The 15,983-nt window shown below is 51.2% G+C and carries 18 protein-coding genes; 3 read left to right on the top strand and 15 right to left on the bottom strand.

Annotation, left to right across the window (positions count from 1 at the left end):
• Positions 1–222: 222 nt before the first annotated feature.
• The 5 genes from Dvar_RS23430 to Dvar_RS23410 all read right to left on the bottom strand — a co-directional run bounded on the left by Dvar_RS23430 (position 223) and on the right by Dvar_RS23410 (position 3,725).
• Entirely contained in the window at positions 223–1,026 is an 804-nt protein-coding gene (locus Dvar_RS23430) for an arsenite methyltransferase (RefSeq protein ID WP_419655544.1), read from the bottom strand.
• Between the two features lie 11 nt (positions 1,027–1,037).
• Positions 1,038–1,634, bottom strand: a complete 597-nt coding sequence (locus Dvar_RS23425; protein WP_419655543.1) for a hypothetical protein — start codon at positions 1,632–1,634, stop codon at positions 1,038–1,040.
• Between the two features lie 44 nt (positions 1,635–1,678).
• Positions 1,679–2,791 (bottom strand): ACR3 family arsenite efflux transporter, encoded by a 1,113-nt coding sequence (gene arsB / locus Dvar_RS23420; RefSeq protein ID WP_419655542.1) that lies wholly within the window; start codon positions 2,789–2,791, stop codon positions 1,679–1,681.
• Positions 2,792–2,865: 74 nt separating this feature from the next.
• Complete coding sequence (locus tag Dvar_RS23415; RefSeq protein ID WP_419655541.1) at positions 2,866–3,321, bottom strand: arsenate reductase ArsC; 456 nt, start codon at positions 3,319–3,321, stop codon at positions 2,866–2,868.
• A gap of 44 nt (positions 3,322–3,365) precedes the next feature.
• Entirely contained in the window at positions 3,366–3,725 is a 360-nt protein-coding gene (locus Dvar_RS23410; protein WP_419655540.1) for an ArsR/SmtB family transcription factor, read from the bottom strand.
• A 428-nt stretch (positions 3,726–4,153) separates the two neighbouring features.
• Here Dvar_RS23410 and Dvar_RS23405 point away from each other — a divergent pair, with 428 nt between their 5' ends.
• A complete protein-coding gene (locus Dvar_RS23405) occupies positions 4,154–4,924 on the top strand; it encodes a tyrosine-type recombinase/integrase (RefSeq protein WP_419655539.1) in 771 nt (256 codons plus the stop codon).
• Positions 4,925–5,731: 807 nt separating this feature from the next.
• Here the strand turns inward: Dvar_RS23405 and Dvar_RS23400 are convergent.
• The 4 genes from Dvar_RS23400 to Dvar_RS23385 all read right to left on the bottom strand — a co-directional run bounded on the left by Dvar_RS23400 (position 5,732) and on the right by Dvar_RS23385 (position 8,704).
• Positions 5,732–6,031 (bottom strand): hypothetical protein, encoded by a 300-nt coding sequence (locus Dvar_RS23400; protein ID WP_419655538.1) that lies wholly within the window; start codon positions 6,029–6,031, stop codon positions 5,732–5,734.
• A gap of 489 nt (positions 6,032–6,520) precedes the next feature.
• Positions 6,521–6,715 (bottom strand): hypothetical protein, encoded by a 195-nt coding sequence (locus Dvar_RS23395; protein WP_419655537.1) that lies wholly within the window; start codon positions 6,713–6,715, stop codon positions 6,521–6,523.
• A gap of 160 nt (positions 6,716–6,875) precedes the next feature.
• Positions 6,876–7,046 carry a hypothetical protein gene (locus tag Dvar_RS23390; protein WP_419655536.1) on the bottom strand — a complete coding sequence of 57 codons (171 nt, stop codon included), beginning with the start codon at positions 7,044–7,046 and terminating at the stop codon, positions 6,876–6,878.
• A gap of 260 nt (positions 7,047–7,306) precedes the next feature.
• On the bottom strand, positions 7,307–8,704 hold the full coding sequence (locus Dvar_RS23385) for an NADH-quinone oxidoreductase subunit N (protein WP_419655535.1): 1,398 nt from the start codon (positions 8,702–8,704) through the stop codon (positions 7,307–7,309).
• On the opposite strand from Dvar_RS23385, the gene Dvar_RS23380 reads away from it, so the two are divergent.
• Positions 8,685–9,290: a cation transporting ATPase C-terminal domain-containing protein gene (locus Dvar_RS23380; protein WP_419655534.1), complete on the top strand. Its 606-nt coding sequence runs from the start codon at positions 8,685–8,687 to the stop codon at positions 9,288–9,290. The two genes, Dvar_RS23385 and Dvar_RS23380, sit on opposite strands and share 20 nt — an antisense overlap.
• An 87-nt stretch (positions 9,291–9,377) precedes the next feature.
• On the opposite strand, the gene Dvar_RS23375 is transcribed toward Dvar_RS23380, so the two are convergent.
• The gene (locus Dvar_RS23375) at positions 9,378–11,117 is read right to left on the bottom strand and encodes a P-loop domain-containing protein (protein ID WP_419655533.1); all 1,740 of its coding nucleotides are present in this window, start codon (positions 11,115–11,117) and stop codon (positions 9,378–9,380) included.
• A 48-nt stretch (positions 11,118–11,165) separates the two neighbouring features.
• Complete coding sequence (locus tag Dvar_RS23370; protein WP_419655532.1) at positions 11,166–12,029, bottom strand: GGDEF domain-containing protein; 864 nt, start codon at positions 12,027–12,029, stop codon at positions 11,166–11,168.
• 291 nt (positions 12,030–12,320) lie between these two features.
• Between Dvar_RS23370 and Dvar_RS23365 the strand changes: the two genes are divergently transcribed.
• Positions 12,321–12,608 (top strand): hypothetical protein, encoded by a 288-nt coding sequence (locus tag Dvar_RS23365; RefSeq protein ID WP_419655531.1) that lies wholly within the window; start codon positions 12,321–12,323, stop codon positions 12,606–12,608.
• A gap of 105 nt (positions 12,609–12,713) precedes the next feature.
• On the opposite strand, the gene Dvar_RS23360 is transcribed toward Dvar_RS23365, so the two are convergent.
• The 4 genes from Dvar_RS23360 to Dvar_RS23345 all read right to left on the bottom strand — a co-directional run bounded on the left by Dvar_RS23360 (position 12,714) and on the right by Dvar_RS23345 (position 15,978).
• Positions 12,714–13,568 (bottom strand): SDR family oxidoreductase, encoded by an 855-nt coding sequence (locus tag Dvar_RS23360; protein WP_419655530.1) that lies wholly within the window; start codon positions 13,566–13,568, stop codon positions 12,714–12,716.
• 82 nt (positions 13,569–13,650) lie between these two features.
• Positions 13,651–14,019: a response regulator gene (locus Dvar_RS23355; RefSeq protein ID WP_419655529.1), complete on the bottom strand. Its 369-nt coding sequence runs from the start codon at positions 14,017–14,019 to the stop codon at positions 13,651–13,653.
• Between the two features lie 44 nt (positions 14,020–14,063).
• Positions 14,064–15,467, bottom strand: a complete 1,404-nt coding sequence (locus Dvar_RS23350; protein ID WP_419655528.1) for an FAD-binding oxidoreductase — start codon at positions 15,465–15,467, stop codon at positions 14,064–14,066.
• A gap of 13 nt (positions 15,468–15,480) precedes the next feature.
• A complete protein-coding gene (locus Dvar_RS23345) occupies positions 15,481–15,978 on the bottom strand; it encodes a cupin domain-containing protein (protein WP_419655527.1) in 498 nt (165 codons plus the stop codon).
• Positions 15,979–15,983 lie beyond the last annotated feature (5 nt).

Below are 15,983 nucleotides of genomic sequence, written 5' to 3'. Positions count from 1 at the left end.
TCTGCCATCGAGTTTAAGTATCAGGGATCAGCTGAATTTGCATTTAGCATCTGGATATCCTGGTCTGATATAGGTCTAATCCAAGAAGAGTGGATCCGGTTAGTGGTTCACCCTTGTTAATACTGTCGCAATCTGAAAATGATCGCATGATTTTCGATTAATACCAATCGTAGGCAATTCAAAAAATAGTATAAGAATTCAGAGTAGGTTCTTGCCATCAATCTACTTTGGCTTTACGGCACGAATATCGGCCGACGCCACAAAATTTTCGGCCCCGCTTCCAGGAAACCATCCGCTGACCAACTCCTTGCTGCGGCCTTTGAGTTCGATTTTAACATTCTTGAATCCCACTTCCTCCAAATAATATTGGATCTGATCAATATGTTCAGCGCCAGCGATGCATCCGGTCATCATCGCCGCCTGTTCGCGCAGGGAATCAGGCATTTCGGCTGTCGCGACGACATCGGAAACGAACAGGCGTCCTCCCGGTTTCAACACGCGGTAAGCATCCCGGAAAACCTGTCGCTTTTCGGGCGAAAGGTTGATCACACAGTTGGAAATGATGATATCCACGCTGTTGTCGGCCACAGGAAGGTGTTCGATCTCCCCCAATCGAAACGCCACATTGTTCACGCCCATTTTCACCGCGTTCTCCCTGGCCTTGGAGACCATCTCAGGCGTCATGTCTACACCAATGACGCGGCCGTTTTTCCCGACCTGTTGAGCTGCAAGAAAGCAGTCGAATCCCGCCCCGCTGCCCAAATCCAGCACAACATCACCGGGCTTGAGTTCACCGATGGCCGTCGGGTTGCCGCAGCCCAAGCCAAGGTTGGCACCTTTTATGACGCTCTTTAATTCATCAGCGGAGTAACCCATTAACCGGTTGACTTGTTCAATGCTGTCTGAACTGGAACCGCAACACCCGCCAACAGCATTGGGTGTGCATCCGCAGCCCTTTCCGGTTACTGTCTGGGCATATCGACTTCTTACCAATTGGCGAAGAATGTCGGCATTTTCATTTTTCATGGTGGATCTCCTCATTGCTGGATATTTGCTCTCAAAAGGGAGAGTCCTTCCTCCCGAGCCTTGAGAATGGTTTTTATGTTTATGTCATAAAATTCCGGACGTGTAAGGACATGCTCGTTGAGCGCCCTTCGATAAAGCAGATATTCATCCTTGCCGGGTATGTTTGCTATGACCTTTTCCGTGTAAAGAAAATCATCAATCGGACCGTTCTTTCCATTTTGGTTGCCTTCGGAAAGATCAATCCAGTGCTCTTCGAAAACAAGGAAACAGTGCACCATGGGCAGATAGGGCAGCTTAAATCGATCCAGGATTGCATTCGCTCCGGTCACGAGCGCTTCAGTCATTGGATAGACGCCGATGTGTTTTTCGACAGCGATTTCCATTTCGGCCGCCAGCGCGGCAATGACCGCATGCTTGGTAGTACAGCTGCCCATCTTTTCCTTAAACAGAATCATCAGATCGTCACGGTCGGAATTATAGCCGTAGGGCAGTTCATGCACGTATCCGCAGGCCTGATGGAAATCGTGGATACCCATGCTCAAAAAGGACCTGCAAACAGGGCCGTTGTCCTCGATAGGTGGGTTGGGAAATACTGTATAGGGTTGCATATTGATTTGTCCGTTCGTTTCGGTTGCTCCATCTTCAAACTGAATCAGTTGCATTCCTCCAATCCAGTAGGCCGGTGGCGGACATGGCAGACGCCGGTGACCGTATTGACGGCATGGGGAAAATACCTACGCTTGAACCAGAACGCGACATTCACCAGGGCGATCAATACTGGCACTTCGACCAGCGGACCGATCACGGCGGCAAACGCCTGTCCGGAATCGATGCCGAACACGGCCACGGCCACGGCGATGGCGAGTTCGAAGTTATTTGAGGCAGCGGTAAAACTCAGCGTGGTGGACTGTTCGTAAGTGGCCCCAACCTTCATGGACAGGTAGAATGACACAAAAAACATCGCCACGAAATAAATGCAAAGCGGGATGGCGATACGAAACACGTCCAGGGGAAGCTGCACGATATGCTCCCCTTTGAGGGAAAACATGACCAGGATGGTGAACAGCAGCGCAATCAAGGTTATCGGACTGATTTTGGGAATGAAGGTTTGTTCATACCATTGGGCACCTTTGAGCTTCAAACCGATGAAGCGGGAAGCCATCCCACCGAGGAACGGGATGCCCAAATAAATGAAGACACTCTCGGCAATCTGGCCGATGGAAATTTTCACCACCATGCCCTCCATGCCAAACCATTGCGGAAGCACCGTGATGAACACATAGGCGTAGACCGAAAAAAACAGCACCTGAAAAATGGAATTGAATGCCACCAGGCCGGCGCAGTATTCACGGTCTCCGGCCGCCAGGTCATTCCATACGATCACCATGGCGATGCAGCGGGCCAGACCAATGAGGATCAGACCGACCATGTACTCATGGTGACCGGAGAGAAAGGCGATGGCCAGCAGGAACATCAATATCGGACCGATGACCCAGTTTTGGATCAGGGAAAGGACCAACACCTTGACGTTACGGAATACCTGCGGCAGTTGTTCGTACCTTACCTTGGCCAGAGGTGGGTACATCATCAGAATCAAACCAACGGCGATGGGAATGTTGGTGGTTCCCACCTGGAAATAGTCAATCACGTTGCGAACGTCAGGGAAGAGATACCCGCCGATCACGCCGACAAACATCGCCAGAAAAATCCACAGGGTTAGAAACCGGTCCAAAAATGAGAGTTTTGGGGTTTGTGATTCATCCATCGCTAAATCCTCTATCTGCCCTGAATAACATTGTTAGCAGTTTTCATGAGGTTCCCACCAATACAACTATCGTATCAGCGTCGTTTGAGGGTTTTGTACGAAAATGTCCCCTCCTGGGGATCTGACAGCCAATTTTTAATCGCATCTCTGATTTCTCTAACTTTGACGAGTTTTTCCTCTATGGTACCCTCCACCTTGGCGGGATCAGGAAATGGCAGATGCCAGCGCTTGGTGATGCCGGGAAATATGGGGCATTGGGATTCGGAATCATGGCAAACCGTGATCACGTGATCATAGAGATTTCCTGCTTTGAAAAGGTCAAAAACACTCTGCGGTTGTTTCCCTGAAAGGTCGATGCCTTCCTCTTGCATCACCTCGACCACCAGTGGATTAACCTTTTCAGCGGGCACAAGACCCGCACTTTCAACTGCAATGGCTTCACCGGCAAATTTCTTTAGGTAGGCCTCGGCGATCTGACTTCGCCCGCTGTTGTGCTGGCAGATGAACAAAATTTTGTGTTGTCCGCTCATAGTACCCTCCGCGTAATTTTTGAGGGAATGTTGGCTTGCATCAATTAACGTGCGCAAGCTGTTTCCAAAGCTACAGACAGCATACGCTCAAGCTTTTCACGATCCGCCTTGATCACCGGTTCATTCGAAACCGAGTTAACAATCCAGTTCAGTGCTTGAGTTACTATTTCTGACGCATCCTGATCGCGGTTCAATCGGTAATACATCCAACGCCCATCTTTGCGTGCCTTTAGTAATCGTGCATTTTTCAGCAGAAACAAGTGCTTGGATACCGTCGAAGGGGCCAGTTCAAGCAGTTCGTTGATGTTGCAAACGCACAACTCGTCATTGGCATGCAGTGCCATCAGGATTCTGATTCTGTTTTCGTCAGACAGGGCTTTGGTGATATTCATGAAGGAAAGCATATTATATCCTTTAATTCGCCAATTAACGAAACGTAGTAAAAATTAATTCTCCATGAATCTTTGTCAAGAATAATTTCAAAAGATCTGATTCAATGCAGTCGATCGCCCCCTGAATCAATGGCTTCATATTGGGATCCTGGTTTGGAAATTCTAAAAACGTCACCATCACCACGTCATTCGTCGGGCCACATACGTACGCTCTGGCTATCCCACAAAAACGGACCCAGCTCGAACTTGGGTTTACTTGCCATCGCATTTAAATATCAGGGATCACGCAGAATTTGCATTTAGCAACTGGATATCATACGATTATCTTGGGTACTACCCGTATCGTGAACCCTTTAACCCAAGGAGGAAGGCTATGAAACTTTCCAAAGCAGCCAAAATCTGGATCGATTACCACAAGACCCATTCGAAAAAAAAATACGGTGCGAGCCTACCGGGCCATCATCGAACGGTTTATCCAGGAATTCGGTGACGGGCCCGTTGACCAAGTCACTCCGGAACAAATTCTGACCTACCTGAACCGTCTTACCGAAGGAAACAAACCCTACACCAAGCGAATCCGTTATTCCCAGCTCTCTTCTTTCTTCAACTTCGTCCGCAATAATATCGATCCCGAACTTCTTAATCCATGCGATAGACCCATGATCCGAAAATTGTATCGGGAGAGGGTGCCTTTGAGGTGGAAAATCATCGAAAAGGAAACCATTGACGAAATCATCTTCCGCACCACCAAGGTTCGAAATCGATTGATCCTAGAATTAATGGCCCGAGGCGGCATGCGCATTGGTGAAGTACTGAAACTACGATTGGGAGATCTGCAGGGCCGCAAACTGGTTCTGCGTGAGCCCAAAAGCGGCAAGGAATACGAATTTGTATTCATCCCACAGAAAGTGGGGGATCGGCTGCGTGAATACGCGCTGCAGGTGTGCAATGCATCCAGTGATCGGATATTCCCGATTACTTATGAGGCTGCCAGAATGATGGTGATCAAATCCGGCAAACTGGTCGGTGTTAAACTCAGACCTCATGACCTGCGTCGGCATTCTGCCACCTATGCAAGTCGATCTGGCGTACCTATTGAAATTATTTCAAAAGTCATCCTCCGGCACGCGAATCTTTCGACCACACAAAGGTATCTGGGAACGATCAGCGATGTGGAAGCGATCCGATGGATTGAGAATATTTATGGCTGATGTAAAAAGGGGTGATGCCGGTTTCCGGTTTCACCCCTTCCAACTTGATCAGTAAAGATATGCAGACCAAAGCGTTTATTTTTCCGGGAAAAGCAGGCCACAAGATCTTGTATGAAGTGGCCTATCATACTGAAATTTAATTTTATTTCCTACATAGCAGTAAACAAAAGCTAAGAACATTATGTGGTATGTTCTTTCTATCAAACATAAAGAAATTTCTATCCGCAAGTTGCGTATTGGGTTTCTAAAGGTGCCGGGGAGAGTATAAGCAACTTGGTTGCACCGTCCGGCCCTTTAACTTTCCCATCGCATGACGATTTAGGAGATCTTGAAGGCGGCGACAACAAGGGAAATTGACAAATCGGCCATACAGACGGTAATTTTCATGCATAGACCTAAAAAACCAATTCTCGACAATTTATAGGTCCGTACTTAAATACGAAGATAGCTCCGGATATGAAGATTGAAAAAAGATGCTCGGTAGTGCTATGGTTCGTTCTCTATTTTTCGATTTCGGCCATCACCTGGTACCGTCGAGCTGCCGTGCGATATTTGAAGATGAGGCACGGACCGGTTGGCTGCAGGGTGAGAAACAACAACGCAGGAAGGGCGGGCGAGACCTGTGGTATCTTATTGTAATGTTAGTGATTTATTTAGAACCCGGCGCGGTTGTTAATAGAAAAAAACACAAGTCTTTGTGATTTCAAGGTTAGTTGGAAAGATACCTGTATAATCAGGCCTGTCGATTATAGCTCTTAGGCAACTTAGCCCTGTGCAGTTAGTAATTTATGAATACTGCAACTCGCATTATTTTATTGAACATATAAACTCAAATTCTTGATCAGGATAATTACGTAAAAAATGAAACAGAGTATCAAATTCTTTTTCATATTTTTGATTGTGTGAACGCCATATTGCACCAGTATCCCCAAGTACGAGGTCAATTGAGTTCGCAATTCTAATCAACAATTTATTGGTTTTATTCGCTAATATTATTTTTTCTGTTAATAATGATGAAGATGCTTTGATTGATATTTGCTTTTGTGTGTCGGCTTCACCAACATAGGAAAGAACGTTTGATGTAACTTTTAAGAATACAGTCTCCATTCCTATCATGATCCTTGGATGCTAACCCTAAAATCAAAGTGGGATTCCAAGTCAGCGCTTCGGCTGAGCTTGCGTCGAATGTTATGTCAGTGAAATTCGATGACACCGTGGTAACGCATGTAACCGCCGCTAATTTATTGAAAAAATTTAGTTAATTTAATTTGTTTTCCATTCTATTATCAAAAAACGGTTTGGATCCGCTCCCAATTGTTAAATACCAACTGTATAAGCACTCTTTGTGAACTTAGCATCAATACCGCATCAAAACAATGGCGAATGAAGCAGATCAAAGGCAAAACGGAGTGAATCAAAAAGGCCGCTCAAATAAACGACGCTTTCGCTTAATTGAACAGCCATTCCGATTTGATCAACGAACGCTGCCGGTGTGGTGATTCTACATACTATTATTTTTTCCCGACTGGTAAGCCTGACCTGAGCATCAACCCAATAAATAATGGATGGATTGAGAAACTTTAATTTACAGCTTCGCTAAATACGGCCACCCATCGTACCCGGTGGATCGTTTCGGTTTGCAGTCCAGGACGGTGAATGCTCAGCCGGCGTGTCATACCCTTTTGAGGACGCATTGATGAAATCCTGGCGTTCCTGTTCACCTTCGAAAACGCGATCCCGGCATTCACCTTCGCATTTACCGGTTATGTCTCTGGTTGGTATATTTGTCATTGGATTATCCTTTCGTTTGGTTTCGGACCATAATCTGCCTAACGGTTACGTCGCTTGGTTGAGACATAGATGGTAACTTCTTATGATCCTTTTTGCTTTTTAATTGCACCCTGAAGCCAACGCTGTTTCTATATCGCATGTTTTACTCTATTCGTACTCCTTAACAGCAGCATGCGCTGGCTGGGGCGACATATGCGGATGAGCAGCAGCACGGGTCGACATAACAACCACAGGCGTCAATGTAGACACAGCAGGATTGGTCGTCGTTTTCCTCCATTGCCGATGCATGTTCGTCTTTCTGGATTTCTTTGGTATTGCTATTCTCGATCATGGTACACCCCTATTGATATGCGTTTTTGTGATCGTTGATGTAATTACCCTTAAAAACAGTCGCGTGTTTTCGGGTCATCTTTCATTTTAATATGGAGAATCAAAGAGTGTGCCGATGGTATGTAGATGGTTATCTGCCTGAAAATAAATTGAATCGACGTGAACCCACCGTATTTATAAATCCCAATATTTTGATGATATCAATATATTAATCAAAATAATCAAATTTTTGAGTTTATCCGATCCCATTCATTGGAACGATCAGGGGAGTCCCTGCACGGCGGCCTGCACCCAGTCCAGCAAAGGGGCCGGGTAGAATCCTATGCCGATAATCAGGACAATCATGGACGTGGCCAGCAAGCGGTGGGTGAGACTCAGGTCGATGGCCGGCACCGGATCAACTGGCTCGTCGAGGTAGGCAGCCTTCAGCACCATCAGGTAGTAGTAGAGGGAGATGACCACATTGGCCATGGCGATGATCACCAGCAGCAGATAGCCTTTTTGCATGGCGGCGACAAAAATGAAGAGTTTGCCGGAAAAACCGATCGTGGGTGGAATGCCCCCCAGGACGAACAGGGCCAGCATCAACGCCAGGGCCAGCAGCGGCTCGCGACGATGCAGGCCGGCCAGTTCACTGATCTGAAGGTTGCGGCCATCGGCGGCCACCCGGATCATGACCATGAAACAGGTGAATTTCATGACCAGTACCGCCGCACCATAAAACATGGCCGCCGCATATCCCGCCGGGGTCATGCACAGCATGGCCAATAGCAGGTAGCCGGCATGCGCCACGCTGGAAAAAGCTATCAGGCGTTTGAAGTCCTTCTGGGCGATGGCTGCAAGATTACCCACGGTCATGGACACCACGGCCATGGCCATCATGCCCCTGGCCAGCATATCGCCGCCCCCGCCGGCAAGGGAGACGAGACGCAGCAAAATGGCGATGGCAGCCACCTTGGATACGGCGGCAATGAACGCCGCCACGGGGTTGGGCGCACCTTCATAGGCGTCGGGGGCCCAGAAATGGAAGGGAAACACCGCCAGTTTGAAAAAGAAACCCGCCAGGGTGAGCAGCAGTCCGCCGGCCACCATGGGCTGGTCCAAGCGGCCGGCCAGCATCACGATCAGCTGGTCGACATGCATGGCGCCCGTGGCTCCATATATCAACGCCAGGCCAAAAAGCATAATGGCCGAGGCACTGGCGCCCACCAGAAAATAACGTAGTCCGGCAGTCATTTCCAATCGTCGGTCACTGCGCATGAAAACCAGCAGATAAAGCGAATAGCTGGACAATTCAAGGGCCAGGATGATGGCCAGAAGATGCACGGCCGAGGCCAGCACCATCATCGACAGGGTACACACACTGAGCAGGAAGGTGGCTTCGGCATGGTGTGTGGGAGCAATACCGCCAAAATCGTCGCACAGGACCACCACCAGAAAAAATCCCATGGCCAACAGGGCTTTGAAAGTTTGGGAGAACAGATCCACGCGATACACACCGCCGAACAGGTCGCCATGCATGGTCGCACAGGTGATGGCGGTCACCAGGGTGACGGCCGCCAGAGTCATGGCCAGCACGTAGCCACGCGCCGGATCGGGTTTCAGGCAGGCCAACGTTAAAAATACGGCCGCCGCCTCGGTGGCCGGAAGCCTCTCCAATCTGCCGCTTCCGCTGTATCCGTTGCAGATCCTCTACCTGAACGTGATTACCGATGTCTTTCCCGCCCTGGCCCTGGCCATCGGGCCGGGCAGCCAGGGAATCATGAAACAGCCGCCCCGGCCCCGTGCCGAATCGGTCCTGACCCGCGACCACTGGAAGGCGGTGGCCGGGTGGGCTGTGCTGATCGCGATCTGTGTCCTGACGGCCCTTTCGATCGCATTCTATCCGATGGGTGCCGAGAGTCACCGCGCGGTGACGATTTCCTTTTTGACTCTGGCTTTCGGCAAGCTCTGGTTCGTTTTCAACCTGCGCCACCCGCAAAGCAGGCTGCTGGACAACGAGATTGTCCGCAATCCGTACATCGCCGGGTCGATCGGACTATGCGCCGGCCTGCTGGTCGCCGCGGTCTATCTGCCCGGTTTGTCGGATTTGCTGCGGACGGTGCCGCCCGGACCCGGGGGGTGGCTGCTGATCATGGCCATGAGCCTGGTTCCCTTTGTCTGCGGGCAGATATGGCGGCGCATGGGAGCCGGGCGAAAGGATGCGGCGGCACGGCCGGTGCACACCGAAACCGCTAAATATTAGACTGGAAAACGGTGGCCGGTCTTCAGACCGGCGGCGCTGTTTTCCAGGGCCACCATCTGCAACATCAAAGAGAAAGCGATGGTGCCATTAATTTTCAACCTTCAGGTTCCTGAGACGATTGATCGCTCCGGCTAACTCCAATTTTCGCGGGCGGGCAAAAAAGACAGGAGCACCTTTACGCCAGGAAAGAATTGACAACCCCTCATTTTCAATCAGGTTGTCCAACACACCAGCCAGATCGGATGGCGACACCAGCTGATCCTTAATTGTCTTCCTGGCCAGCAACAACGCGTATCCAACGGCAATCACCTGATGCGGGTCGACCAGCGCCGTCAGTTTGGTCAGGTCCAATTGTTCATTGCCGTACTCTAAAACCATTTCTTGAAGCCGCAGTGGTTTAATTCGTACTGGTAGGGTTTTGCCCAAGCGCCGGGCGCGGTATGAGGGATTAAAATTGTCAGCCCCCAACCGGCGATTGTCTGACAGTCTCAATGGATTGGCTGGCCGCTTCGGTTCGGGCAGCGACAAATGGCGAACCTTTTCTGTCATGTATACGGGCAGATAATCTTTCATGGCAATCACATGTTCAGCGACACCGAGATATTCCGAGCTGCCACCGACCACAATCAGCGTGCTGACCTCAAAGCGTTGATAAAGCTCCTGGACACGGTCAAAAAGGGGGGTGATGGTATCTATCGGTATCAGCCTGCGCATATGACGGTCTTTGATCAGAAAATTGGTGGCGGACGAATCCTCGTCGATCAAAAGCAATTTGGCGTTGGCAAGCACGGCCTCGATGATGGCGGCGGCCTCGGAAGTGCTGCCGCTGGCATTTGTCGTCCAAAACCGTTTAGCGTCCACCTTACCAGGTAGGTTGTCGATAAAACCGGAGATATCCAGTCCCGTGATCGCCCGCCCGTCTTCGGCACAAATAAATGCCGCATCGGGATGGGTGACCACTTGCTCGCGGCCATCTCCTGGAATATGAGGGTAGATCCCTTTGACCAATGCATCGAGTAGGGTGGATTTACCATGAAAACCGCCTCCGATAAGCACGTTGACACCCGGACGGATGCCCAGCCCCCTTTTACGGCCGGTATTTTTGAACTCAACTTCCACGGCCATTTGATCCGGTGCATAAAAAGCCACGGCGTTTTCTTTCAACGGGACTTGGGAAACACCGGACTGCCTTGGCAAAATGGCACCGTCGCCGACAAAGGCCATCAGGCCGTATTGGGCCAATTCGTTTTGAAGGACCACCATATCTTCAATGACATCACAGTGTCTTTTAAGTTGAGCGGTGTTCGCGATCCATGCGTTGAGGGTATCAACGATCCCGGTCAGCTCCTGGGCGAACATTTGCGTCGCCTGCCGGCCGAGAACTCGGTTATCGGCTGATCCCGGCAGGCTGATGTGAAAAGCGATTTGAACCGTCTCTTTTTCAAAACTCACAATGTTACGTTCCAGCACCTGGGGGGGAAGAGACAGGGGCTGAAAAGAGCCGCTTCCCTGGTGCCCGCGGTTCTGGCGGGCATGGGTGGCCACCCCCGCCCGCAAGGCGCGCAAGAGGTAGTCGGCCGTCGCCATTTTTCGCGGCTTGGTGGATAGACAGCGGTCAGGCAAGCCAAGCCCGGCGATTGTCAATCCGAGGTGGCACACCGATGCGGGGAAAGCGCCGGGACTGCCTTGAATGTGGATGAAACGCAGGTGGTAAAGGGGATGGTCAAAGGCCTTGTTCAGTAGTCGCTGATAGCTGTTGAAGGATTGCCCATCGAGCGTTTTGAACAAAGCAAGCAACTCACGCATGGGGTGCGGTTCCGACGGCATCGTTTTTTCCTTTGGTGATGTCCTTGGCGCGACTGACGTAATTCTCATTCAGGATAATGTAACTCGATTTTTACCCCTTTTTTTGGATTGGAACAGCGCTTTATCCGCCTTGGATACAAGCGCCTCGGCCGACTTGGCAACCCGCGGGCATGTGGCCACACCCAGACTGATAGTCACGTTTAAATCCTTTTTAAATCGATTTTCAACGCGCTTCCGGATCCTTTCCGCCAGCCGTAATGCCTCCTGCTGGCCTGTCTGGGGAAGAATGACGGCGAACTCCTCGCCGCCGTAGCGCGAACAGATATCAAGATCCCGTGCGGTTTTCAAAATAAGCGTCGAAATCTCCGACAACACCCGGTCACCTTCCGGATGACCATAAGAATCATTGACTTGTTTGAAATCGTCGATGTCCATCATGATCAAGGAAACTTCGGATCCGTATCTTTTATAACGTTTGATTTCGGTTCCCAATTTAGTGCGAAAGGTGGACACATCAAAAAGTTGGGTGAGCCCGTCTTTTAAAGCGATTTCGGCGATTTCAACAATTTTTCTCTTACTGATCACGCAGGGCGCTTCTAAGACCTTATCCACATTGGTCAAGTAATCCATGGCGGCCACGGAGATGCCCAACGCTCTTCCCAGCCGCGTTTCCATGGTATTTTTGTGGCAAATAATATTATCCCAAAGCTGTCGGGCCGTTTCCTCAGGGAAATACTGGTGCGTCAAGACAAACAGCATATCCACATAGATCTTATCTCCATGCCGGGTTAGCAAGTGCTCGAAAGATTTCCGCTCTTCGGCGGTCAACTCCCGATCGCCAGCGATCGCGGCGATGAAGTCAAGGGGCAGCCTGTCAGGATGTAAGGTCTCATAGAGCTGTTTTCTTACAATTCGTTGCTGTTTTTTTTTCATTTCCAATGATTGTTGAACAGTTCGATCCGTTCACGACCCCCCCCATGCATAACGGCCACCACCAACGTGAGATACTTTTCGAGATGACGGATGAGCAGATAATCTGCCAGTACAAATTACGGAATCAGACGGGTGCAACGGGGATGCGTCAGTAACGGTATGGAAGAACAGCTTTACATATGATTAGGATACAATACACCCAATTGTCAAGATTCCGCAACATACAGCGGACGAACATGGAAAATACGGGCTGCACCCCATTTCAGGTCAGGCGGTTCACTGGCAGATTGTATGCAGTGCCGCTCAGTGCGTACGTCCAAGGAGGATGCCATCTCATGCCAAACCGTTTCATTCACGAAAAAAGTCCTTATCTGCTGCAACATGCCCACAACCCCGTGGAATGGAAAGGGAGTCTTTCTTTTGCACCTCGGACGGTTAACCGGCCGGGAGAGGTGGCGCCGGCAGGCGCTCCAGCAGATTCAGGCTTTCGCCGCATCCGTGGGGCAGCAGCCGACGGCCTGCACCCATACGCTCAACGGCTGGGAACTGGCGCTGAAAGATGGCGGTGGACCTGCGTAACATCGTCTTTGGTTGAGGCCCTCTTTTACGGTGAATGGCAGTTAATCCTACCACACCCATGAAGATAAACGATCATGGCAGACAACAGCCGGTGGGATCTGCAAGTCAGGATGTTAGATCAGTCACCAGACCGGTCAGCGACAGGCTTTGCCGCCAGAGGCGTTCGCGGGAGCCACGATCGTAGGCCTGTTCATGGGCCCGTGACCGGGTTTTGCGGTCAAAGTAGACACCGGAAACCCCGGCCAGTTCCGGGGCCGTGGCCAGGTACACCTGTACATCGGCGCCCGAGGCCGCGCTACCCTGGGGGCGGCCGAACGCCCGGCGAACCATTTTGGTGTCCAGCAGACTGCCCGGATGAAGGCAGTTGACGGTCACATCATCCTTTTCCAGCTGCACACTCAGCTCCATGGTGAACATTGCCAGGGCCAGTTTGCTGCGGGCATAGGCCTCCATGGGCGCATAGGCACCTTTTTCCAGCATCAGATCATCCAGGTCGACTGTCGCCTGGGCCGTCGAGCTGACATTGAGAACCCTTGCGCCCGGTGATGCGCGCAAGATCGGCATCAGCAGGCCTGTGAGCAGAAACGGGGCCAGATAGTTGACCGCCATGCACAGTTCGTGACCGTCCTCGCTAAAGGGGCGACTGCCGTTCTCCGCTTCGGCGGGCAGGACCCCGGCGTTGTTGATCAGGACGTCCAGACGGTCGATCCGGCCGCCAAGTTCGTTGCCCATATGCCGGACCTGGAACAGGGACGAAAAATCGGCGACGATACCGGACACCTCCGGATTGCCGCTTTCCCGGCGAATGTCGTCCGCGACAGCCTGAACGGTGTCCGGACGGCGGCCGTGCACCAGCACGGCATGGCCCATTTTCGCCAGGCGCCGGGCTGTCAACCGGCCGATACCGTCGGTGGAACCAGTCACCAGGAATCGTTTTTGACGATTGGATGTCGCGGGCATCGTTTTTTTTTCCTCTTGCTTTACGATTCGTCCGGACGAACCGGGTTCGTGAGAGGTCGCTTTGAGCCGCAAATGGCTTGGTTTAATTCGACAGTGCTTTGCAAACGGTGGATAGCAATACCTTTTTTTCAAAGGGTTTTTTCATTACGGCGCAGACGCCTAACGCTTCAGCAATGCGAAGATAGTTGTCCGGCTTTACTCGTCCGCCCCCAGACATCACGATTAATTTGATATTTTTGTTTAATTGTTTGAGCTCGAACATGGTCTCGATCCCTTCTTTGCCGGGCATTATAATGTCCATGATAACCAGATCGGGTTTATACTCATTGTACTGTTTGATCGCCGCGTTTCCATCTGAAGCCTCTATCACCCGATAGCCCAGCGGTTCAAGAAGTCGACGTAGATATTTTCGGATGATGTCTTCGTCATCGACGATAAGTATCGATTTCATTTTAGATATGTTCCATGCTGTTTGAAGCGTTTAGCGGGAAGGTTCTAAAGCGAAGCCGGCATAATATTTTGATTGAATCGAAAACGGTTCGAGGGATCGTATTTAAATTTGATTCTCGCCAAACGGTCGTAATTTGTACCATGGCTGGTTTGCCAACGATTATCCTGCAGGTCGTCGAATCCCGGGAAATTGAGATACACGCCCCCGTTGGAAAAGGGGCGCATGGTTCTCCAGAATTGTCGAATCCATTCAATGTTACGCTCGGATTCATTGGGGTCGGTCCACCCCCCATCGATGCTGAGCATGAACTCTGCCTGGCGGTTGCTAAAGGCGGTTGCCTCACTGCTGGTTCGACTGATCGCCCCGCCCAGGTGCCGGATAATGACCAGAATGGCGGGATTGGGACGCCCGGATGCACCGTCTACCAACGTCTCAATGGCGGAGTCACTGATCGTATCCATAAACAGGGATTTCCAATAGTACAAACCACCGTCGGGGAAAAAGCCATCAAAGGCCCGTTGCGCATCCAGGTAAGGGACCTGTCCACTTAAATCCAGAATGGCGCCGCCGAGTTCTCTCAGTGGTCTGAAAACCTCTTCTCCCGCCTTGGTTGGCCCCGCATACATACCGTCAAAAAGGCAAACCGACTTTCCATGAAGCGCTGCAGGCAGTTCCGGATCTTCGGGAATCTGCCAGATGGCAAAAGCGCTCGTTGCCTCGTCGGGTGCCGAACGGGTGAATGTCCGCCATGCGGAAAGTACTCGTCCGGCCTCTTCGATGGGGTAAAAGGTGTTCAGCGTCATCACGTCCGGTCCAACCGGGTGCAGGCGATATTCAAACGCCGTCACCACACCGAAATTGCCTCCACCCCCTCGCAAGGCCCAGAACAGGTCGGCATTCTCGTTCTCATTTGCTTTAATTTCCAGGCCGTCTTCGGTGACCATATCGACGGACAACAGATTGTCGCAACTCAGTCCATATTTACGCCGCAGGTAGCCGACGCCTCCACCGAGAGTAAGGCCGGCGATACCGGTTTCGGACACCTCCCCACCGGGTGTGGCCAGGCCGTGGGGCTGGGTGGCCCGATCCACGTCCGCCCAGCGGGCACCGGCTCCGGCTCGTACGGTTTGCTTTTCAGGATTGACCGCTATGTCACGCAGGTATGACATGTCAATGACCATGCCCTCATCGCAGACGGCGTAGCCGGCAACATTATGGCCGCCGCCCCGCACGGCAACAGGCAGATCATTTTCTCTGGCAAACTGTACTGCTCGCACTACATCCTGTGTGCCTGAACATTGGGCGATGATCGCCGGTCGTCTGTCGATCATATGGTTCCAGACTTTACGGGCCTGGTCGTATTTCGGATCCGAAGGGCTGATCACCGTGCCTTTGAAGGTTTGCTGAAATGTTGTTAACTTATCTGTATTTATTATCCTTGGGTCCATGATATGCTCCTTTTTACAGAGAGGGGAATGTCAGCCCAAACCGGTCACAAAGCCCCTGGACGCTGTCAAAATCCATATCCAGGGCATATTTGTCGTTGATCCGGGCGAATTGTTCCATATCCCCCCAGGCAGCGGCGACTTCGCGGAAATAGTTTTCGAACCCAGCCGGTGAAATGATCTCGATGATTTCACAGGGAATATCTCCGGCGTTCCAGAACGTATGCCACTGCCCGCGCGGTTTGATAACCCATTTACCGGGATTTGCGGTGACCACTTCATCTCCCAGCAGCGCGCCGAGCGTTCCGCGGAGAACAAATGAGTATTCATCTTCGTGTGTATGTCGGTGCAATGGCGCCGCCAGTGCACGGGAAGCCATGGGATGATGGACGACGGCAAAACGGGACTGCGTGATTGGACCGTCAATCTTCCAGTCGACTCCCAGGCCGCCGAAATCGAAGCTTTCTTCCGAGATAGTGTTGGTTGAATAGGCTGTAGCCATGTTAGTTTGCATGATAC

Source organism: Desulfosarcina variabilis str. Montpellier (genome assembly GCF_048565275.1).
GTDB classification, from domain to species: domain Bacteria; phylum Desulfobacterota; class Desulfobacteria; order Desulfobacterales; family Desulfosarcinaceae; genus Desulfosarcina; species Desulfosarcina variabilis.
The sequence above is the reverse complement of the archived record's forward strand: the minus strand, read 5'-3'. Positions and strand labels throughout refer to the sequence as shown.

Bases quoted from the DNA above. Each gene is read 5' to 3' on its own strand.
- Dvar_RS23430 (WP_419655544.1), bottom strand. From the start codon at position 1,026: ATGAAAAATGAAAATGCCGACATTCTTCGCCAATTGGTAAGAAGTCGA.
- Dvar_RS23425 (WP_419655543.1), bottom strand. From the start codon at position 1,634: ATGCAACCCTATACAGTATTTCCCAACCCACCTATCGAGGACAACGGC.
- arsB (WP_419655542.1), bottom strand. From the start codon at position 2,791: ATGGATGAATCACAAACCCCAAAACTCTCATTTTTGGACCGGTTTCTA.
- Dvar_RS23415 (WP_419655541.1), bottom strand. From the start codon at position 3,321: ATGAGCGGACAACACAAAATTTTGTTCATCTGCCAGCACAACAGCGGG.
- Dvar_RS23410 (WP_419655540.1), bottom strand. From the start codon at position 3,725: ATGCTTTCCTTCATGAATATCACCAAAGCCCTGTCTGACGAAAACAGA.
- Dvar_RS23400 (WP_419655538.1), bottom strand. From the start codon at position 6,031: ATGGAGACTGTATTCTTAAAAGTTACATCAAACGTTCTTTCCTATGTT.
- Dvar_RS23395 (WP_419655537.1), bottom strand. From the start codon at position 6,715: ATGACAAATATACCAACCAGAGACATAACCGGTAAATGCGAAGGTGAA.
- Dvar_RS23390 (WP_419655536.1), bottom strand. From the start codon at position 7,046: ATGATCGAGAATAGCAATACCAAAGAAATCCAGAAAGACGAACATGCA.
- Dvar_RS23375 (WP_419655533.1), bottom strand. From the start codon at position 11,117: ATGCCGTCGGAACCGCACCCCATGCGTGAGTTGCTTGCTTTGTTCAAA.
- Dvar_RS23370 (WP_419655532.1), bottom strand. From the start codon at position 12,029: ATGAAAAAAAAACAGCAACGAATTGTAAGAAAACAGCTCTATGAGACC.
- Dvar_RS23365 (WP_419655531.1), top strand. From the start codon at position 12,321: ATGCAGTGCCGCTCAGTGCGTACGTCCAAGGAGGATGCCATCTCATGC.
- Dvar_RS23360 (WP_419655530.1), bottom strand. From the start codon at position 13,568: ATGCCCGCGACATCCAATCGTCAAAAACGATTCCTGGTGACTGGTTCC.
- Dvar_RS23355 (WP_419655529.1), bottom strand. From the start codon at position 14,019: ATGAAATCGATACTTATCGTCGATGACGAAGACATCATCCGAAAATAT.
- Dvar_RS23350 (WP_419655528.1), bottom strand. From the start codon at position 15,467: ATGGACCCAAGGATAATAAATACAGATAAGTTAACAACATTTCAGCAA.
- Dvar_RS23345 (WP_419655527.1), bottom strand. From the start codon at position 15,978: ATGCAAACTAACATGGCTACAGCCTATTCAACCAACACTATCTCGGAA.